The following is a 20,214-nucleotide window of genomic DNA, read 5'->3' as shown; positions in this document are numbered from 1 at the left end:
GGTTCAGGCCTCGGACGATGATTGCTTGTAGTTGTAGCCGATCGGATGCGGCATGTTGCGCGCCTTGGCCAGCTCGATCTGCTTTTGCCGGTCGATGGCGCTGCGGCGGGTCTTCTCGCTCAGCTTGTCCCAGCAATGCGGGCAACTGATTCCCGGCACGTAATGCTCCGAAGCGCGATCTTCCAGGCTTACCGGCGTGCGGCAGGCATGACATTGATCGTAGTCGCCTTCGCTGAGGTCGTGGCGCACGGTCACGCGGTTATCGAACACAAAGCAGTCGCCACGCCATTTGGTTTCTTCCTGGGGCACCTCTTCCAGGTACTTCAGAATGCCGCCCTTGAGGTGGAAGACTTCGTCGAAGCCCTGGCTGAGCATGTAGCTGGAGGCCTTCTCGCAGCGAATGCCACCGGTGCAGAACATCGCGACCTTCTTGTGCCGCGCCGGATCGAAGTTGGCTTTGATGTAGTCGGGAAACTCGCGGAAGCTGGTGGTCTTGGGGTCGATGGCGCCTTCGAACGTGCCGATGGACACTTCGTAATCGTTACGGGTGTCGATCAGCAACACCTCCGGATCGCTGATCAACGCGTTCCAGTCCCGCGGCTCGACATAGGTACCGACCTGCTTGTTCGGGTCTACGCCTTCGACGCCGAGGGTGACGATTTCTTTCTTGAGCTTGACCTTGGTGCGATAGAAAGGCTGCTCGTCGCAGTACGATTCCTTGTGGTCGATATCGACCATGCGCGGATCGTTCCTGAGCCAGGCCAGCAACCCGTCGATGCCTTCACGGGTGCCGGAAACAGTACCGTTGATGCCCTCCTGGGCGATCAGCAAGGTACCTTTGATGCCGTTGTCGAGCATGGCCTTGAGCAAGGGCTCACGCAGCTCGACGTAATCTTCCAGGGTGACGAACTTGTACAGTGCCGCCACGACAATGGATGGTGTCATGGGTATTTCTCCAGGTGGCTACCCTCGTAAAGGGTGAACCGGATGCGAAAAAAAACGCGCCCTTGTCAGGCGCGTCGCGGATTCTAGCAAATACACCGTGGCTTTAGGAGCTGCACGAGGGTCAGTGCTTGCTGCCTCCGGCACAGGTCGGCGAAGCAGGGGCCGCGTCGATCTGCGCCCACTCCTCGGGGGTGTAGGTGTGCAACGCCAACGCATGGAACTCGCCCATCAGCTCGCTCAGCGTGCCATAGACCTTCTGGTGGCGCTTGACCCGATTGAGCCCCTCGAACTGCCGGCTGACCACCACCGCCTTGTAATGGGTCTCAAGCCCACGGCTGTGCATGTGGCTTTCATCCAGTACCTGCAGGTGCTCGGGCTGCAGGAGCCCGAGTGTCGATTCGATGCGTTGTTGCATGCTCATACCGGGCTCCGCTTACGGCTTTTTCTTGGCAGGGGCGGCTTTCGGTTCAAGCTCGGCGGTCATGTCGGCCAGCAGCTTGTTGACCACCGGCACCGCGCTTTCCAGCTTGGCCTGGGTCAGTTGGGCGGACTGCTGGGTCAGCTGTGGCATCTTTTCCAGGACTTTCTTGCCCAGGGGCGACTGATAGAAAGCGACCAGGTCCTTGAGCTCCGACTCACTGAAGTTGGTGGTGTAGAGCTTGACCATGTCCGGCTTGAGCTTGTTCCAGCCAATGGCCTGGTCCAGAGCGGCATTGGCCTTGGCCTGGTAGGTCTCCAGGGTGGCTTTCTTCGACTCGGGAGCCTTGGTCTGTTCGAAGCGTTGGGCAAACATCTGCTGCACTTGCATGTACACCGGGGTGCCCAGCTTGTCGGCATGAGCCAGGGTCAGGAACGCTTCGGCACTGGCGTTGTGGCTGGCGGTATCGGCGAAAACAGGGCCGCTGGCACACACCAGAGCAACTGCGGTACAGATGGCGCGAAGACGGGTCATCGAGTTTCCTTTTTAACTGGCGAGGTAAAACCCCAGGGGCGACCATTCTGCGCCTATTAAACGCCGCGCCTCAACCCCGTGCCGAGCGGGTCCGATTGACGGACCGAACGGGCCGCTCCTACATTGAGGGAACCGATGCCGCCCAGCAGGGCCCAAACCGCGTATCCGATGACAGGAGTTTTACCCGATGAGCCGTATCGAAACCGACAGCCTTGGCCAGGTTGAAGTCCCCGATGAAGCCTACTGGGGCGCCCAGACACAGCGCTCCATGATCAACTTTGCCATCGGCGACGAACGCATGCCCCTGTCGGTGTTGCATGCCCTGGCGCTGGTCAAGAAAGCCGCCGCGCGGGTCAATGACCGCAATGGCGACCTGCCCGCCGACATCGCCCGCCTGATCGAGCAGGCGGCCGACGAAGTGCTGGCCGGCCAGCATGACGACCAGTTCCCCCTGGTGGTGTGGCAGACCGGTAGCGGGACCCAGAGCAACATGAACGTGAACGAAGTGATCGCCGGGCGCGCCAACGAGCTGGCGGGCAACCCCCGAGGCGGCAAGACCCCGGTGCACCCCAACGACCATGTCAACCGGTCCCAGAGCTCCAACGACTGCTTCCCTACCGCCATGCACATCGCCGCCGCCCAGGCCGTCCATCAGCAATTGCTGCCGGCCATCGCCGAACTGTCGGGCGGGCTCGCGGAGCTGGCGGCGCGTCACATGAAGTTGGTCAAGACCGGACGTACCCACATGATGGATGCCACCCCCATCACCTTCGGCCAGGAACTGTCGGCCTTCATTGCCCAGCTCGACTACGCCGAGCGGGCGATCCGTGCCGCATTGCCGGCGGTCTGCGAACTGGCCCAGGGCGGTACCGCCGTGGGCACCGGGCTGAACTCACCCCATGGCTTCGGCGAAGCGATTGCCGCTGAACTGGCGGCGTTGTCCGGCCTGCCCTTCGTCACCGCGCCGAACAAGTTCGCCGCGCTGGCGGGTCATGAGCCCCTGACTACGCTGTCCGGTGCGTTGAAGACCCTTGCCGTGACCCTGATGAAGATTGCCAACGACCTGCGCCTGCTGGGCTCCGGGCCTCGTGCCGGCTTCGCCGAGGTGAAGCTGCCCGCCAACGAACCGGGCAGCTCCATCATGCCCGGCAAGGTCAACCCGACCCAGTGCGAAGCCTTGTCGATGCTGGCCTGCCAGGTCCTGGGCAACGACGTGACCATCGGTTTCGCCGCCAGCCAGGGCCATCTGCAGCTGAATGTGTTCAAACCGGTGATCATTCACAACCTGTTGCAATCGATCCGCCTGCTGGCCGATGGCTGCAGCAACTTCCAGCAACACTGCATCGCCGGTCTCGAACCCGACGGCGAGCAGATGGCGGCGCACCTGGAGCGCGGCTTGATGCTGGTCACTGCGCTGAATCCGCACATCGGCTACGACAAGTCCGCCGAAATCGCCAAGAAGGCCTACAGCGAAGGGCTGACCCTGCGTGAAGCGGCGCTGCAACTGGGGTATCTGACCGACGAAGAGTTCGATACCTGGGTACGTCCGGAAAACATGCTGGAAGCGGGTAGCCAGGGCTGAGTCACGGTTGACGGAGAGCGAGCCTGCTCGCGATGGGCAGGTCGACACTACATCCTGTCGCCTGCCAGGCCGCTACCGTCCCAGCGCCAACCGCTCGCGCCGGGCCCTGAGCCCGGCCAGCAGCGAAGGGCCCAGGGCCACCAGGGCCGAACCCAGCACCACCAGCACCGCTCCGCCATACCCCAGCAGGTTGATCTGCTCGGCATGGACATAGTCGGGCCACCACCAGGCAGCCAGGGCCACCGCGGCGAAGGTCACCAGTGGCGTGATGGCCAGGGTCGCACTGACCCGGGAGGCCTCCCAGTGGGCCAGGGCCTCGGCGAATGCACCATAGGCAATCAGCGTATTGAGGCAACACGCCAGCAGCAACCAGCCTTGCAGCGGGCTCAGTTGCAGCGCTTCCAACGGATGCACCCAAGGCGTGAGCAGCAACGCGCAGAACAGGTAGATCACCATCATCACCTGCAGGGAATTCCATACCGTCAGTAATTGCTTCTGGCCCAGGGCGTAGAACGTCCAGACCGTCGAAGCCAGTAACACCAGCAAGACCCCGGCGGTGTAGTCGCTCAAGGACGTCAGCAGTTCCGCGAGGCGCTGGTTGAAAAACAGCGCGAAACCCACCAGCAACACCAGCAGGCCAATGCCCTGCCCCAGGCTGAAACGCTCCTTGAACACGAACAGGCTGGCGACCAGCAGCATGATCGGCCCCATCTGCACCACCAGTTGCGCGGTGCCCGGGCTCAGGCGGTTCAGTCCCATCAGGTACAGCACGTAGTTGCCCACCAGCCCCAGCACCGCCATCGCCACCAACCAGCCGCCACGCGGGCCCAGCACTTTGCGGGAGGGCAAGCGCCGGGTGGCTGCCAGGTAGATGAACAGCAAGCCGCCGGATACCAGCAAGCGAAACCAGGTCACGGTGACCGGGTCCATCACTTGCAGCACCTGTTTGAGTTTGATCGGCAGGATTCCCCACAACAGGGCGGTCAGCAGGGCGAGGAACAGGCCATAGACCCAGCGACCGGACGAAATGTGCATGCAATCCCCGAAGCTCAAGAAAAGAGCGACTATTCTAGTTGGAGATTGTCCGATCACACAGGGACAGTTGGGCTTGAACAGTTCCGGGGTAAATAATGGCACATTGCCGCCTATCGACTGGCCAAGCGCCAGTTAACGGCAACACGTAAACTTCATTCACTTGATCTCGATGCTTTCTGGAGTTCCCATGCTTGGCAAACGCGCCCAGGACGTCGCCCCGGCGATGGTCTTTCCCAGTGACCGGATTTGCCGGATCAACGGCGAATTCTATTTCAGTACCCGGGAAGGCACCCAGGAAGGCCCCTTTGCCAGCCGTGAGGCGGCAGAGCGAGAAGTGGCGGCGTATATCGAGCGGATACAGAAAGCCGTTGCGGCCGCCAGTTGAGAGGCGGCTCCAACATTTACCCCAGTAATCGTGGCAAGGGCGCCAGGGCCCTCGCCACGCTGGTTTTCGGTCTTTTGCGATTCGCCGCTACCTGACCGCCTCGAATAGCCCTGTCGCCCCCATCCCGCCACCTACGCACATGGTCACGATGCCGTAGCGCAGGTTGCGCCGTTGCAGTTCACGCACCAGGTGCCCCACCTGGCGCGAGCCGGTCATGCCGAACGGATGGCCGATGGCGATCGAACCGCCATTGACGTTGTATTTCTCGTTATCGATTTCCAACCGGTTCCGGCTGTACAGGCATTGGGAGGCGAACGCCTCGTTGAGCTCCCACAGATCGATGTCGGCGACGCGCAGGCCCTTGGCCTTGAGCAGCTTGGGCACGGAGAATACCGGGCCGATGCCCATTTCGTCCGGTTCGCAACCGGCCACGGTAAAACCGCGGAAAAACGCCTTGGGCTTGAGTCCCAGCGCGAGGGCTTTTTCCAGGCTCATCACCAGGGTCATCGAGGCGCCATCGGACAGTTGCGACGAATTGCCCGCCGTCACCGATCCGTCTTCGGCGAACACCGGCTTGAGGGCCGCCAGGCTTTCATAGGTCGTATCCGGACGATTGCAGTCGTCGCGATCCACCACGCCGTCGAGGATCTGCACCGCTCCGCTGTTCTTGTCCTCGACCCGGTACTTGACTGTCATCGGGACGATTTCGTCATCGAACAGCCCGGCCGCCTGGGCCGTGGCGGTGCGTTGCTGGCTCTGCAAGGCGTAGCGGTCCTGCTCCTCGCGGCTGACCTGGTAACGGCGCGCCACCACTTCGGCCGTCTGGCCCATGGGGAAATAGATCCCGGGCACCTGCTCCTTGAGCAGCGGGTTGATCAGGTTGTCGGTATTGACGCTTTTCATCGTCAGGCTGATGGACTCCACCCCACCGGCCACGATGATGTCGCTGCAACCGGAGGCGATCTGGTTGGCGGCGATGGCGATGGCTTGCAGGCCCGAGGAACAGAAGCGGTTGAGGGTCATGCCGGCGGTGCCGGTACCCAGCCGTGAAAGCACCGCCACGTTACGACCGATGTTGTAGCCCTGCGCCCCTTCGTTGGAGCCGGCGCCCACAATGCAATCCTCGACTCCGGCCGGGTCGATGTCGTTGCGCGTCAACAGCGCATTGACACAGTGCGCCGCCATGTCGTCAGGGCGGGTCTGGTTGAACTTGCCGCGAAAGGACTTGGCCAGGCCGGTCCGCACGCTGTCGACGATCACCACTTCACGCATGGCTCTACCTCATTGTCGTTGTCGGTTTAGGTGACAACGAGCATAGAGCCAGCGCATCAGCGGCCGCGACGATCATTCATCCCGCGTATGCATATCCATCGCCCGCTACTTCTTGCGGGCCCGCTTTGCACTGCGCTCGAACGCAGCCTCCAGCGCTTCGTTGAGGGTGCGCAAAACCTTGACCCGAGCCCAGCGCTTGTCGTTGGCCTCCACCAGTGTCCACGGGGAAATCTCGGTGCTGGTGCGATCTACCATGTCGCATATGGCCGTCCGGTAGTCGTCCCACTTGTCGCGATTGCGCCAGTCGTCCTCGGTGATCTTGAAGCGCTTGAACGGGATTTCCTCGCGCTCCTGGAAACGTTCGAGCTGGGTCTGCTTGTCGATGGCGAGCCAGAACTTGACCACCACCACGCCGGCATCGGCGATCTGCTCCTCGAAGTCATTGATCTCGCCATAGGCCCGCATCCAGTCGGCCCGGCTGCAGAATCCTTCGACCCGTTCCACCAGCACCCGGCCATACCAGGAGCGGTCGAACATGGTGAACTTGCCCCGCGCAGGAATGTGCCGCCAGAACCGCCACATATAGGGGTGGGCGCGCTCTTCCTCGGTGGGCGCGGCGATCGGCACGATGCTGTACTGGCGCGGATCGAGGGCGGCCGCCACCCGCCGGATCGCCCCGCCCTTGCCCGCCGCATCGTTGCCCTCGAACACCGCCACCAGGGCATGCCGGCGCATGCGCTTGTCCCGCAGCAGCCCCGCGAATCGCGCCTGCTCGGTGATCAGTTGTTCTTCATAGTCGGCCTTGTCCAGGCGCAGGGTCATGTCCAGGCTGTCGAGCAAGGTAATCTGACTGTCCAGCGCCGGCAGCGGGGCCACGCTGACCTTTTCCGGCTTGATCCTGTGGCGGTCCAGTGCCTGGCGCAGGCCTTCGAGCAGGATCCTGCCGACGGTGAGGCTGCGGTAGCAGGCGTCCATGCCCTCGATGACGTGCCACGGCGCGTAATCGCGGCTGGTCCGGCGCAGCACCCGCTCGCCGTACTTGACGAACTTGCCGTAGGTCTGGGATTGCTGCCAGTCCAGCGGGCTGATCCGCCAGCTGTGCAACGGATCGTCCCGGAGCCCCTTGAGCCGGGCCTTCATCTGTTTCTTGGAAAGGTGGAACCAGAACTTGAAGATCAGTGCACCCTCGTCACAGAGCATTTTCTCCAGGCGCTCGGCGGCATTGATGGCCTGGTCGAGCCGGGGGTCCTTGAACTCCCCATGAACCCGTCCCTGCAGCATCTGGCTGTACCAGTTGCCGAAGAAGATGCCCATGCGCCCCTTGGCCGGCAGCATCCGCCAGTAGCGCCAGGCCGGTGGCCGCGCCAGTTCCTCGTCGGTCTGCTGGTCGAAGGTGCGCACCTCGATCAGCCGCGGGTCCATCCACTCGTTGAGCAACTTCACCGTTTCGCCCTTGCCCGCCCCTTCGATGCCGTTGATCAGCACGATCACCGGAAATCGGCTCTGCTGATGCAGCTCGAATTGAGCCTCCAGCAGCGCTTCACGCAAGGCCGGTACTTCGGCGTCATAAGTGTCTTTATCGATAACGTGGCCGATCTCGGCGGATTCGAACATACGCAGCTCCTTCCAGGAATGGGCAAAGACTAGCGGATTGGATGCGGCACCGTGCAGCAGATTCCATCCAGATGCCCAGTCTGTTGCGGTGGGTCAAGCAAGCCGACAGCGATCGGCTAGAATGGCCATCCAGTTTTTACCGAGCCTGCCATGACGCCCATCCAGTACCACGCCCAACTCGACTGGGACGACCAGGGTCGCCCGCGCTCGCGGGTGTTCGACGACGTGTATTTTTCCGACCAGTCCGGGTTGGAAGAGACCCGCTATGTGTTCCTCGAACAGAACAACCTGGCCGAGCGCTTTCGCGCGTTGCCGGACCACGGGCGGCTGGTGATCGGCGAAACCGGCTTCGGCACCGGCCTGAACTTCCTCTGTGCCTGGCAGTTGTTCGAACAACACGCGCCGGTCGGGGCGCGGTTGCATTTTGTCAGCGTCGAAAAGTACCCCCTCACCCCCACGGACCTGCGCCGGGCCCTGTCCCTCTGGCCATCGCTCAAGGAACAGGCCGATCAGTTGCTCGCGCAGTATGTGGCAATTCACCAGGGCTTCCAGCGCCTGGTAATGGCGGGTGGGCGTGTGACGCTGACCTTGATGATCGGCGATGCATTGGAGCAGTTGCCACAGCTGGACGGCCAGATCGACGCCTGGTTCCTGGACGGTTTCGCGCCGGCCAGGAACCCGGACATGTGGACCGCCGAACTGTTCGCCGAACTGGCGCGGCTGGCGGTCCCCGGCACCACCCTCAGCACGTTCACCAGCACCGGTTGGGTACGACGATTGCTCGACGCCGCCGGTTTCAAGATGAAACGCACACCGGGCATCGGCCATAAGTGGGAAATTCTTCGAGGAACTTATCTCGGCGGGCCGGAGCAGACGCCGGCACCATCCCCGGCGAAGCCATGGTATGCGCGCCCCGCCCCACTGGCCGGAGAGCGCCGCGCATTGGTGGTCGGTGGCGGCCTGGCCGGTTGCGCCAGTGCGGCCAGCCTAGCGGCACGAGGGTGGCAGGTCACGCTGCTGGAACGCCACGCCGGATTGGCCGAAGAAGCGTCCGGCAATCCCCAGGGCGTGCTGTACCTCAAGCTTTCCGCCCACGGCACGGCGTTGTCGCAGATGATCCTCAGCGGATTCGGCTACACCCGGCGCCTGCTGGAGCAACTGCAACGAGGCGTTGACTGGGACGGCTGCGGTGTCTTGCAACTGGCCTTCGACCACAAGGAGGCCGAACGCCAGGCGCAACTGGCCGCGGCATTCCCGACCGACTTGCTGCACCGGCTGGAGCGCCCGGAAGCCGAGGCCCTGGCGGGCATCGGCCTGGCCTGTGGTGGTCTGTTCTATCCCGAAGGCGGCTGGGTCCATCCACCGGCGCTGTGTCGCTGGCAGGCTTCGGCACCGGCGATCGATGTGTCGCTCCACCATGAGGTGCTGGACCTGCGCCGCGTCGACGGGCAATGGCAAGCCTGGGACGGCGAACGCTGCCTGGCCAGCGCACCGGTGGCGATCCTCGCCAGCGCCGCCGAGATCAAGCGTTTCGAACCGGCGGCGGGGCTGCCGCTCAAGCGCATTCGCGGACAGATCACCCGGCTACCCCAGACTGCCCGCAGCCAGGACCTGCGCACCGTGGTCTGCGCCGAAGGCTACGTGGCACCGGCGCGCCTGGGCGAGCATATCCTTGGGGCCAGTTTCGATTTCAAGAATGACGACCTGACGCCCACCGCTGCCGAACATGCCGGCAACCTGGTTATGCTGGAGGAAATTTCCGCCGACCTGGTGGATCGCCTGGAAGCCGACACCCTGGCTCCGGAAAACCTCGAAGGCCGCGCGGCGTTCCGTTGCACCAGCCCGGACTACCTGCCCATCGTCGGTCCCCTGGCCGACGGCCAGGCCTTCGCCCGAACCTATGCCGTACTGGCCAAGGACGCCCGTCAGGTTCCGGACAGCCCCTGCCCCTGGCTCGATGGCTTGTACATCAACAGCGGCCATGGGTCCCGGGGCCTGATCACCGCACCGCTGGCAGGGGAGCTGATCGCCGCCTGGCTGGACAACGAACCCTTGCCCCTGCCCCGCAGCGTCGCCGAGGCTTGCCACCCGAACCGGTTTGCGCTGCGGGCACTGGTTCGGGGCAAGGCTTAACACAATCTAAAACACCTCCATGGAGCGGGCTAGCTCGCTACAGTGGTGGCCGTTCAACATTATCAAAAACAGAACCAACGCCTTCGCGAGCAAACCCGCTCGAAAGCATATTGAGCAACCGCTACTAAACTGCTCCACTCGTCGGTTTATAACGCATCACCATAAAACTCACGGCAATCCTGCGGTCAGATTCGGACTACCCGCTCTTTCTGCATGTGCGGCTTGACCCTGACCCACTGATAAACCGGTAAGGACTTCTGCGGACTAGCTGGAGTATTCAAAAAGCACTAGACAAGGGGTTTCAGCGCATCTGAGGCCTCGGATAGGCCCTCAAGGGAACGCCAGTGGGTACAAAAAGCAGTGCAACATACATCCCCGTCTCGCCCTTCGACGTCTTGCAAACCGTTCACCCGTCTCATGTACGCCCCATTCAAAGCCGCCACGTGATCCGGTATGATCCGCCGCCTGTTACCTCCTGGAGCGCCCGCTACTATGCGATCGCTGCCGGCAATGGAATGGCTTGGAGATACCACCTGGCAAACCGAGCTGAAGCGCTTGACTGCCTGGTTTATGGAAGCTCAAAAAGGAACAAGTTAACGTATGTATATATTTAATAATACGACGAAGAAACTGGCACTGATATTGGTTGGCCCGCTTGGATGCTATATCGCTTATCAGATGTTGTTCATCGGGCGGTATCTCGACATTGAAAAATACCCAATACTGACTTCCACCTATCTGAATGGCGCGACGATTATAGACTCGGTCTGTGCGTTTGCTGTTGCCCTACTTGGATTCTTGCTCGCTCGTCGCCTGGGTCTTCTCGACGAATTTTTACCATCGTTTGAGCGGCTATCGACATTGTCCCTTGCTTTGATAACGACGAGTATTCTGTGCCTTTTACTGCTGAGCATGTATCGAGTTTTTGGCACTCTGTCCCCCAACTATGTCGTTCAGAATTACCATACGTACAGTTTCATGGTAACTAACGGCGGCGCCTGGATAGTCCTCGCAATGTATTCTGCATTGCTTCTTCAGCTGATGAATATGTATTTCAGTGGCGTCACTTTGAAGAATGGCACTTTCCTGTTGTTGAGCCTGCTTATCGTGTCGTTCAGTGGTGGCCGCGGGGTCCTGATTCTCTTCGCGCTTATGTTCATCGTCATGCTGATGTTCCAGCGCGTAAGCCTCTTGAAGTTTTTGATCGTAGCCATTCTCACAGCCGCATCGATGGGCGTGTCATACGTTATCATCACCAGTCTGCGGGCCCCCGTAGCGCCCGCTGTAATCGGCTCCGTGGCACCAAGTGAGGCCACGTCGCGCATAGATGAGATCTTCGGCAGGAAGGCTGATCGGGTCGCCAACCCGGAGGCTGCAAAAGAATCAGTAGCGGTGGACCCCACGAACAGTTTTGAGGACCTGAATTACAACGCCGCATTCATTTCAGAGGACGTCTTGAGTGCGATTCGGGACGAAAAGATTGAACCCAGGGCATATGCCCTCGAAGATGCGATGACGCTATTCATTCCCCGCAAGCTGATGCCCAGCAAACCAATATCCACTGCCGAGACCCGCGCGCTTTACCCTCACGTGGCCAAGCGCGGTACGAACATCACTTTCCCACTCAAGGCGAACGTGCTCATGCACCTGGGAAGTTGGGCGTTCTATGCAGACTGGATCGTGGTATTGATCTGTCAGACACTGATGATATTGGGCGTTTCCCGACGCACCAGGGCGCCTAGCATATTCGGGTTCGCCATGCTGTTCTGCGGTATCGGATTCACACTCATCGCTCGCGGCGGAATATTCAATGCCCGTCTACTGGTAATCGTGCTGTGCGTATTCGCGGCCTATGCTGGATACCGCACTTTGCTGCGCATTCAAACCGCTTTATATGCCAGCAGACGCGAGCGCCTTGCTGGCCCGCCTTCGCCCACCTGATGACATCAGCCCATAAAGTCGGCCCATAAAGACAGCGGGCATAACGTCTGCGTGGGCCTCTGGATGTCTTATCCGCGCTACTTGCCGGCTAGTTATTGCGACTTCTCTTCCAGCCTGAAAAGGCAAGAATGACACCTACAATAATCATGATCACGCCGGGGATTTCGATCTCTTTCGACCTCAAAAAAAAGTTGATTGATATCCCTATTCCAGCCAATAAAAGCAGAACTCCAGATATAAATACTCCGCTTCTAAGTGCTTGATACATTGCAGTTCTCCTTCCATGTTTCCGCCCATTGTACACAAAGCCGATATGGGCGAAATGGCGCCTAAATTCAAAGCAAAGCCCATCAGACCACGATGCGCAGGTCACCGGCAGCAGTCTTATAAGCGGCACCAAAACCAAGCCCGCCAGCTACAGCTATGGCGTTATCGGCATAGGCCCGAACCGTCATAACGCGCCATTGGACTTGATCCTCAGCTTGCTGAAGTCAGCGTATCTAAGGCCGATACCGTCGGTAGCGTCAAGCACCTGAATGCCATTGGTGAACGATGCCGCTAGGCCCTTGAAACGAAGCGAGCCCCGCGCGGCATGCCATGAACTCGCACTCTACGATGATTTTCACCTTTGAGTGGTTCCCAACCCTTATGCCTACATTCGGCTGCGGGGAAGCGGACGAGCTGATTGGCAAGCTATACGAATTGACGAGCGGTCTTCAGACGAATTCAGGCATGTTTTTTTGCGTTTTTTTCTATAGACCGATGCGTCCAGACACGGCGATAGCTCTACGATGGAGCGAGGTTGGATAGATGCTCACGGCATGCGAAGGTCTGCCGTATCAGGCTGTACGGCAAGAGCAAGAAAAGGACGAAGACGAAGGTGTCCAAGGAAGTTTTATTGAACGATCGCGCTTTGTAGGCACTCGAAAAAGCCAGACTCCTTACGACGGCGCGCTCTGAATATGTTTTCGCGCCGGAAGGCTCGGATGGAAAATCAGAGCTGTACATCCGTTCCGAAACAGGGGCTAAGCGCTATTGGTTGAAAGCGCTGCGCAACGCGGGGATTCGTTATCGCCGAATGTTCGACACCAGCCACACCTGCGCAACGATGTGCCTGATGTTCAGGATGAACTCTGCGTTCATCGCCGCGCAGCTTGGGCGTTCAGGTGCTGCTTTCAACCCATGTCCAAGTTGATCAGTTCATCGAGCGATTTCGCTGAGCTTGAAAAGCTGGATTTACCGAAAATCGGTACAACATAGGTACTCGATTCGAGGTATAGGCGACTAGGCCCAGAAAATACAAGGCCTTTTAGAATATGTGCGGATTAGCTGGAGAGTTACGTTTCGATCAACAACCTGCGGACCTTGCGGCCGTGGAACGCATCACCCATCACCTCGCCCCTCGTGGCCCCGACGCGTGGGGTTTTCATAGCCAGGGCCCGATCGCCCTGGGTCATCGTCGCCTGAAAATCATGGACCTGTCCGACGGCTCGGCCCAGCCGATGATCGACAATCAGTTGGGCCTGTCCCTGGCCTTCAATGGCGCGATCTACAACTATCCGGAGCTGCGAGCCGAACTCGAAGCATTGGGCTATGGCTTCCATTCCGGCGGCGACACCGAGGTGCTGCTCAAGGGTTATCACGCCTGGGGCCAAGCGCTGCTGCCCAAGCTCAACGGCATGTTCGCCTTCGCCATCTGGGAACGCGACGCCAAGCAGCTGTTCATCGCCCGCGACCGTCTCGGCGTCAAGCCGCTGTACCTGTCGCGCACCGGCCAGCGCCTGCGTTTTGCCTCGGCGCTGCCGGCCCTGCTCAAGGGCGGCGATATCAACCCCGTGCTCGATCCCGTCGCGCTCAATCACTACCTGAACTTCCACGCCGTGGTCCCGGCGCCGCGTACCTTGCTGGCGGGCATCGAAAAGCTGCCACCGGCCACCTGGATGCGCATCGCAGCCGATGGCAGCACCGAGCAGCAAACCTGGTGGACCCTGCCATACGGCCCGCGGGCCGATGAACAGCAGCTGAACCTGGAGGACTGGATCGACCGGGTGCTCGACAGCACTCGCGAAGCGGTCGCCATTCGCCAGCGAGCCGCGGTGGATGTCGGCGTTCTGCTGTCCGGCGGCGTGGACTCGAGCATGCTGGTGGGGCTGTTGCGAGAGGTCGGCGTGCAAGACCTGTCCACCTTTTCCATCGGTTTCCAGGATGCCGGCGGCGAGCGCGGTGACGAATTCCAGTATTCGGACCTGATCGCCCGACACTACGGCACCCGGCACCACCAGTTACGCATCGACGAAAAGGAAATCATCGAACAGTTGCCAGCGGCCTTCCGCGCCATGAGCGAGCCGATGGTCAGTCATGACTGCATCGCGTTCTACCTGTTGTCGCGGGAAGTGTCCAAGCATTGCAAAGTGGTGCAAAGCGGCCAGGGTGCCGACGAACTGTTTGCCGGTTACCACTGGTATCCACAGGTGGATGGCGCCAGCGACCCTTATGCAGCCTATCGCGCGGCTTTCTTCGACCGCAGCTATGAAGAATATGCCGCCACCGTACAGCCCAAGTGGCTGGTGGCCAACGACGCGGCCGGTGAATTCGTCAAGGATCACTTCGCCCGACCTGGCGCCGACGCGGCCGTGGACAAGGCGCTGCGCCTGGACAGCACGGTGATGCTGGTGGACGACCCGGTCAAGCGTGTCGACAACATGACCATGGCCTGGGGCCTGGAGGCGCGCACGCCGTTCCTGGACTACCGACTGGTGGAGCTCTCGGCGCGGATCCCGGCGAAGTTCAAGTTGCCCGACGGCGGCAAGCAAGTGCTCAAGGAAGCGGCCCGGCGGGTGATTCCCGGCGAAGTGATCGACCGCAAGAAAGGCTACTTCCCGGTACCGGGACTCAAGCACCTGGAAGGCAACACCCTGGCCTGGATCCGCGAACTGCTGCTGGACCCGAGCCAGGACCGCGGCCTGTTCAACCCGGCCATGCTGGACCGCCTGCTCACCGACCCCAACGGTCAGCTCACCCCATTGCGCGGCTCCCGTCTGTGGCAGCTGGCAGCGCTGAACCTGTGGCTCAGCGAGCAAGGAATCTGATTGATGAAACCCAACCCTACCGTTCACAACCAACGTCTGCTGCGTGGCCAGGCCCCTTCCTATGAACGCCTGCAAGCACGCCTGGCCGAAGACGGCGGCGAGCTGGACACCGCCCCCATCGCCGTGCATTGCGGCTGGGGCCGGCTGCTGATCGGCCACACCTTCCCGGACCCCGCGTCCCTGGGCCGGGAACTGCTCAACGAACAGCCCGGCGAACGGGACATCGCCCTGTATGTCGCTGCTCCCCAGCAAGTGCTGGGGCTGGAGCCGGCGCATCTGTTTCTCGATCCCTCCGACACGCTGCGCCTGTGGTTCAGCGATTATCGCCAGGCCACCCGGGTGTTCCGTGGCTTTCGCATTCGTCGCGCCCAGAGCGAAGCGGACTGGCAGGCCATCAACCAGCTCTACCAGGCCCGGGGCATGCTTCCCATCGATCCCCAGCGGCTGACCCCGCGCCACGAGGGGGGCCCCGTCTACTGGCTGGCCGAAGACGACGACACCGGTGCGGTGATCGGCAGCGTCATGGGCCTGAATCATCAGAAAGCCTTCAACGATCCGGAAAACGGCAGCAGCCTCTGGTGCCTGGCCGTGGACCCGCAATGCTCCAGGCCCGGGGTGGGTGAAGTGCTGGTGCGGCACCTTGTCGAGCACTTCATGAGCCGTGGCTTGAGCTATCTCGACCTGTCGGTATTGCATGACAACCGCCAGGCGAAGAATCTCTATGCCAAGCTGGGTTTCCGGAACCTGTCGACCTTTGCCATCAAACGCAAGAACGGTATCAACCAGCCACTGTTCCTGGGGCCGGGTCCGGAAGCGCAGTTCAATCCCTACGCCCGGATCATTGTCGAGGAAGCTCACCGTCGCGGCATCGAAGTGCAGGTGGACGACGCCGAGGCCGGCCTGTTCACCCTGATCCATGGCAGTCGCCGAGTGCGCTGTCGCGAGTCCCTGAGCGACTTGACCAGTGCCGTCAGCATGACGTTGTGCCAGAACAAAAGCCTGACCCACAAGGTGCTGAAAAATGCCGGGCTGAGCCTGCCGGCCCAGCAATTGGCGGGCAATGCCGATGACAATCTGGCGTTTCTGGATGAACACGAACGGGTGGTGGTCAAGCCGTTGGACGGCGAACAGGGCCAAGGCGTGGCAGTGGACCTGCGCACCATCGAAGAGGTGCAGGCCGCCATCGAGACCGCCCGGCAGTTTGACCAACGGGTCCTGCTGGAAAGCTTTCACGAAGGGTTGGACCTGCGGATCCTGGTGATCGGATTCGAAGTGGTGGCCGCAGCCATCCGGCGTCCGGCAGAAGTGATCGGAGATGGCCGCCACACCATCGGTGCCTTGATCGAGGCCCAGAGCCGCCGGCGGCAGGCGGCTACGGGGGGCGAGAGCAAGATCCCCCTGGACGCCGAGACCCAACGCACACTGAACTCGGCGGGCTATGACTACGACAGTGTCTTGCCGGCCGGGGAACACCTGTTCGTACGGCGTACAGCGAACCTGCATACCGGCGGTATCCTGGAAGATGTCACCGGCATTCTCCACCCGACCCTCGCCGAGGCAGCGGTACGGGCCGCACGAGCCCTGGACATCCCCATGGTTGGCCTCGACCTGCTGGTACCGGCCGCCGACCAACCCGAGTACGTATTCATCGAAGCCAATGAACGCGCCGGCCTGGCCAACCACGAACCACAGCCCACGGCTGAACGCTTCGTGGACTTGCTGTTTCCCCACAGCCAGGCGATGGCCTAAGCCTCTACAGATCATTCCCACGCCCGGCGTGGGAATGCCTCAAGGGACGCTCAGCGTTCAGATCACGCCGGGCGTCACCGGCTGCATTCCCACGCAGCGCGTGGGAATGATCATGCGCTCAACCCATCAGGAGTTTCCATGATCAGTAAAATTCCCGAACCGAACCTCGAATACCTGCAGAAAGTCCTGCTGGAGATGCTTGCCATTCCCAGCCCCACCGGCTTCACCGACACCATCGTGCGCTATGTCGCCGAGCGGCTGGAAGAACTCGGCATTCCCTTCGAGATGACCCGGCGCGGCACGATCCGCGCCACCCTCAAGGGCCGCAAGAACAGCCCCGACCGGGCGGTCTCGGCTCACCTGGACACCATTGGTGCCACCGTACGGGCCATCAAGGATAACGGCCGCCTGACCCTGGCGCCGGTGGGCTGCTGGTCCAGCCGTTTCGCCGAAGGCAGTCGAGTCAGCCTGTTCACCGACACCGGGGTGATCCGCGGCAGCGTGTTGCCGTTGATGGCCTCCGGGCACGCGTTCAATACCGCCGTGGATGAAATGCCCATCAGCTGGGATCACATCGAACTGCGCCTGGACGCCTACTGCGCCACCCGGGCCGATTGCGAAACCCTGGGGGTCGGTATCGGTGACTACGTCGCCTTCGACCCCTTGCCGGAATTCACCGAGAGCGGCCACATCAGTGCCCGGCACCTGGACGACAAGGCCGGGGTAGCGGCACTGCTGGCCGCGCTCAAGGCTATCGTCGAGAGCGGTGAGGAACTGCTGATCGATTGCCACCCACTGTTCACCATCACCGAAGAAACCGGCAGTGGCGCAGCCGCCGCACTGCCCTGGGACGTCAGTGAATTCGTCGGCATCGACATCGCCCCCGTCGCCCCGGGCCAGCATTCGAGCGAGCACACGGTGAGCGTGGCGATGCAGGACTCCGGTGGTCCGTATGACTATCACCTGTCGCGGCATCTGTTGAAGCTGGCCAAGGAGAACGACCTGCCGGTACGTCGTGACCTGTTCCGCTACTACTTCAGCGATGCCCATTCGGCCATCACCGCCGGCCATGACATTCGAACCGCCCTGCTGGCCTTCGGCTGCGACGCCACCCATGGCTACGAACGCACCCACATCGACAGCCTCGCCGCCCTCAGCCGCCTGCTGGGCGCCTACATTCTCAGCCCGCCGGTATTCGCCAGCGATGCACAACCGGCCCAGGGTTCCCTGGAGCGCTTCAGCCATCAGATCGAACACGATGCACAGATGGAAAGCGATACCCGCGTACCGTCGGTGGACAGCCTGGTGGGACAACGGTCGGACGGGTGATCGAAATTATCCTCCGGCCGGTCATCCGCGGACAGGCGGTTGCCCCTGCGGGCGCAGCCTGCTCGCGATGCGCCTCCCAAGGCTAGCCGCAAGCCTTCAATGGCCGTAGCATCAGGGCATTGTCCAGCCGAGGTAGACCATGCTGATTCCCCACGACCAACTCGAAGTCGACACGCTGACTCGCCTGATCGAGGACTTCGTGACTCGCGACGGCACCGACAACGGTGACGACACGCCCCTGGAGACGCGTGTATTGCGGGTCAGGCAAGCCCTGGCCAAGGGCCAGGCGATGATCGTCTTCGATCCTGAAAGCGAACAGTGCCAATTGATGCTCAAGCACGACGTGCCCAAGCATCTATTTGACTGAACACGCCCTGTCGACCGCAGACGCCTTGGGCGTGGCCCGGGCTTTCTTCTTCTGGATCCTTTCGTAGATTTCGAAGCGATGCACATCGATGTGCCGTGGCGCTTCCACGCCGAACCGCACGGTGGTGCCGTTGACCGAGAGCACCCGCACGGAAATGTCGTCACCGATGGAAATCAGTTCACCCACAGCACGGCTTAATACGAGCATGGTTCTTGTCCTTAAGAATGTCTGGACCTCGACCATGCCCGGCCGCTTTGGTGTTCACAAGACAACGACAAGAATTCAGTAACCCCCTACAAACAGGGCTCCTGCGACTGACGGAAACGTCCTGCAAAACCCTGTCGAATCGCCCGGATGTCAGGAAGCCGAAAAACGAGGACCGAACAGGATGACGCTGGCGCCCAACACGCAGAGCGCCACGCCGATCCAGTCGGAACCCAGGGGCCTGGCACGCTCGACCACCGCCAGCCAGCCGATGGAAGCGATGATATAGATACCGCCATAAGCGGCGTAGGCACGCCCGGCATAGGTCGCTTCGATGCGGGTCAACAGCAGGGCGAACAGCGTGAGGCTGAGCAGCGCTGGCACGATCCACCAGGCACTCTTGCCCTGGCGCAGCCACATCCAGAAGGCGTAGCAGCCGGCGATTTCAAACAGCGCGGCGAGGAAGAACCACAGGTAATTGAGCATGCACGTGTCCATCAGGAGGGCCGGATGGCGCCATCCTGAGGACACCGGGCGCTCAGGTCAACTCGAGCCCTGGCGGGCCTTGGCGCGCATCTTGTCGGCCATGGCGGTCATTTCATCGTACAGCAGCTGCGGATTCTTCTGCTTCATCGCCCAGGCCATGCGTCCCTGTTCGTGCGGCAGGATCATGAACTCCCCCTGGTCCACTTGCCGATAGATGTAATCGGCGATATCGGCGGCGGTGATGGGCGAGCTTTCCAGCAACTTGCCCACCTGGGCTTTCATCGCCGGGGTCGGGCCACGGAAAGAATCCAGCAGGTTGGTCTGGAAGAACGACGGACAGACCACGTGCACGCCGATTTCCTGCTGTGCCAGTTCCACCAGCAGGCTTTCCGACAATGCCACCACGCCGGCCTTGGCCACGTTGTAGTTGCTCATGGCTGGCCCCTGCATCAGCGCCGCCATGGAGGCGATGTTGATGATCTTGCCACGACTTTTCTCCAGTAACGGCAGGAAGGCCTTGCAACCCTTGACCACCCCCATGAGGTTGATCGCGATCTGCCAGTCCCAGTCCTCCAGCGACAGTTCGCTGAAAAAACCGCCGGAAGCCACGCCAGCGTTGTTGACGATGATATCGATGCCGCCGAGCTTCTCTTCACACGCTTGGGCAAACGCCGTCAGTTGGCTGTAGTCACGCACATCGCAGCGCTGCACGAAACCGTCACCACCGGCGTCGCGCACCAACCTGAGGGTTTGTGCAAGGCCGGGCTCACTGACATCCGACAAGGCCAGGTGCCAGCCTTCGCGGGCCCAGCGCAGCGCGATTTCGCGACCCAGGCCTGAGCCGGCACCGGTAATCATCATGCGATTTTGCATAGGAAACAGCCTTGTTGTTCCGGGAGAGATGCAGCCGAGTGTAGCGAAGGACCCGTCACGGCCCACGCACCATTAGATTGCTGAATAGCCGGGGCAAACCGTAATGGGTTTTGATCGGGCTGACCGCCTGCCATCACCCGACGGGCCTCGAAGTTCAGGGCTGTCCTGCCTCCGCAGTCATCAATTTCCTCTCCCCCTGTTCGCGACGAGGCAGGAAGATTCATCCTTTGGAAAAAAACCGCGATAAGCAGCGCCCCT

At 61.3% G+C, this 20,214-nt stretch carries 18 protein-coding genes; 8 read left to right on the top strand and 10 right to left on the bottom strand.

What is annotated here, in order from left to right; translation table 11 throughout:
* Positions 1-3: 3 nt before the first annotated feature.
* From trhO to AC1M7R_RS19320, 3 genes are all read right to left on the bottom strand, one after another.
* Complete coding sequence (gene trhO, locus AC1M7R_RS19330; RefSeq protein ID WP_072389396.1) at positions 4-945, bottom strand: oxygen-dependent tRNA uridine(34) hydroxylase TrhO; 942 nt, start codon at positions 943-945, stop codon at positions 4-6.
* 121 nt (positions 946-1,066) lie between these two features.
* Positions 1,067-1,366 (bottom strand): BolA family protein, encoded by a 300-nt coding sequence (locus AC1M7R_RS19325; RefSeq protein WP_490609837.1) that lies wholly within the window; start codon positions 1,364-1,366, stop codon positions 1,067-1,069.
* 12 nt (positions 1,367-1,378) lie between these two features.
* A complete protein-coding gene (locus tag AC1M7R_RS19320; protein WP_072389400.1) occupies positions 1,379-1,897 on the bottom strand; it encodes a DUF2059 domain-containing protein in 519 nt (172 codons plus the stop codon).
* Positions 1,898-2,084: 187 nt separating this feature from the next.
* Here AC1M7R_RS19320 and AC1M7R_RS19315 point away from each other — a divergent pair, with 187 nt between their 5' ends.
* Positions 2,085-3,479 carry a class II fumarate hydratase gene (locus AC1M7R_RS19315; protein WP_072389402.1) on the top strand — a complete coding sequence of 465 codons (1,395 nt, stop codon included), beginning with the start codon at positions 2,085-2,087 and terminating at the stop codon, positions 3,477-3,479.
* A 72-nt stretch (positions 3,480-3,551) separates the two neighbouring features.
* On the opposite strand, the gene AC1M7R_RS19310 is transcribed toward AC1M7R_RS19315, so the two are convergent.
* The gene (locus AC1M7R_RS19310; RefSeq protein WP_072430270.1) at positions 3,552-4,514 is read right to left on the bottom strand and encodes a DMT family transporter; all 963 of its coding nucleotides are present in this window, start codon (positions 4,512-4,514) and stop codon (positions 3,552-3,554) included.
* 187 nt (positions 4,515-4,701) lie between these two features.
* Here AC1M7R_RS19310 and AC1M7R_RS19305 point away from each other — a divergent pair, with 187 nt between their 5' ends.
* Complete coding sequence (locus AC1M7R_RS19305; RefSeq protein WP_072389406.1) at positions 4,702-4,899, top strand: DUF6316 family protein; 198 nt, start codon at positions 4,702-4,704, stop codon at positions 4,897-4,899.
* An 87-nt stretch (positions 4,900-4,986) separates the two neighbouring features.
* On the opposite strand, the gene AC1M7R_RS19300 is transcribed toward AC1M7R_RS19305, so the two are convergent.
* Complete coding sequence (locus AC1M7R_RS19300; protein ID WP_092179487.1) at positions 4,987-6,171, bottom strand: thiolase family protein; 1,185 nt, start codon at positions 6,169-6,171, stop codon at positions 4,987-4,989.
* 105 nt (positions 6,172-6,276) lie between these two features.
* The gene (pap, locus tag AC1M7R_RS19295) at positions 6,277-7,785 is read right to left on the bottom strand and encodes a polyphosphate:AMP phosphotransferase (protein WP_072389410.1); all 1,509 of its coding nucleotides are present in this window, start codon (positions 7,783-7,785) and stop codon (positions 6,277-6,279) included.
* A 150-nt stretch (positions 7,786-7,935) separates the two neighbouring features.
* Here pap and mnmC point away from each other — a divergent pair, with 150 nt between their 5' ends.
* Positions 7,936-9,918 carry a bifunctional tRNA (5-methylaminomethyl-2-thiouridine)(34)-methyltransferase MnmC2/FAD-dependent 5-carboxymethylaminomethyl-2-thiouridine(34) oxidoreductase MnmC1 gene (gene mnmC, locus AC1M7R_RS19290; RefSeq protein ID WP_490609836.1) on the top strand — a complete coding sequence of 661 codons (1,983 nt, stop codon included), beginning with the start codon at positions 7,936-7,938 and terminating at the stop codon, positions 9,916-9,918.
* A 600-nt stretch (positions 9,919-10,518) separates the two neighbouring features.
* Positions 10,519-11,859, top strand: a complete 1,341-nt coding sequence (locus tag AC1M7R_RS19285) for a hypothetical protein (RefSeq protein WP_072430268.1) — start codon at positions 10,519-10,521, stop codon at positions 11,857-11,859.
* Positions 11,860-11,947: 88 nt separating this feature from the next.
* On the opposite strand, the gene AC1M7R_RS19280 is transcribed toward AC1M7R_RS19285, so the two are convergent.
* Positions 11,948-12,127, bottom strand: a complete 180-nt coding sequence (locus tag AC1M7R_RS19280; protein ID WP_072430267.1) for a hypothetical protein — start codon at positions 12,125-12,127, stop codon at positions 11,948-11,950.
* Between the two features lie 1,048 nt (positions 12,128-13,175).
* Between AC1M7R_RS19280 and AC1M7R_RS19275 the strand changes: the two genes are divergently transcribed.
* The 4 genes from AC1M7R_RS19275 to AC1M7R_RS19260 all read left to right on the top strand — a co-directional run bounded on the left by AC1M7R_RS19275 (position 13,176) and on the right by AC1M7R_RS19260 (position 18,393).
* Positions 13,176-14,948, top strand: a complete 1,773-nt coding sequence (locus AC1M7R_RS19275) for an N-acetylglutaminylglutamine amidotransferase (RefSeq protein WP_490609835.1) — start codon at positions 13,176-13,178, stop codon at positions 14,946-14,948.
* 3 nt (positions 14,949-14,951) lie between these two features.
* The gene (gene ngg, locus AC1M7R_RS19270; protein WP_490609834.1) at positions 14,952-16,697 is read left to right on the top strand and encodes an N-acetylglutaminylglutamine synthetase; all 1,746 of its coding nucleotides are present in this window, start codon (positions 14,952-14,954) and stop codon (positions 16,695-16,697) included.
* Positions 16,698-16,835: 138 nt separating this feature from the next.
* Positions 16,836-18,026, top strand: a complete 1,191-nt coding sequence (locus AC1M7R_RS19265) for an osmoprotectant NAGGN system M42 family peptidase (RefSeq protein WP_072389427.1) — start codon at positions 16,836-16,838, stop codon at positions 18,024-18,026.
* 139 nt (positions 18,027-18,165) lie between these two features.
* Positions 18,166-18,393, top strand: a complete 228-nt coding sequence (locus AC1M7R_RS19260) for a YheU family protein (protein WP_072389429.1) — start codon at positions 18,166-18,168, stop codon at positions 18,391-18,393.
* Here the strand turns inward: AC1M7R_RS19260 and csrA are convergent.
* The 3 genes from csrA to AC1M7R_RS19245 all read right to left on the bottom strand — a co-directional run bounded on the left by csrA (position 18,382) and on the right by AC1M7R_RS19245 (position 19,956).
* Positions 18,382-18,600, bottom strand: a complete 219-nt coding sequence (gene csrA, locus AC1M7R_RS19255; RefSeq protein ID WP_072389431.1) for a carbon storage regulator CsrA — start codon at positions 18,598-18,600, stop codon at positions 18,382-18,384. The two genes, AC1M7R_RS19260 and csrA, sit on opposite strands and share 12 nt — an antisense overlap.
* Positions 18,601-18,750: 150 nt before the next feature.
* Positions 18,751-19,083 carry a YnfA family protein gene (locus AC1M7R_RS19250; protein WP_072389433.1) on the bottom strand — a complete coding sequence of 111 codons (333 nt, stop codon included), beginning with the start codon at positions 19,081-19,083 and terminating at the stop codon, positions 18,751-18,753.
* A 57-nt stretch (positions 19,084-19,140) separates the two neighbouring features.
* The gene (locus AC1M7R_RS19245) at positions 19,141-19,956 is read right to left on the bottom strand and encodes an SDR family oxidoreductase (protein WP_072389435.1); all 816 of its coding nucleotides are present in this window, start codon (positions 19,954-19,956) and stop codon (positions 19,141-19,143) included.
* Positions 19,957-20,214 lie beyond the last annotated feature (258 nt).

This window comes from Pseudomonas sp. MS01C9, assembly GCF_058202755.1.
This window is presented reverse-complemented; position numbering and strand designations above follow the sequence as displayed.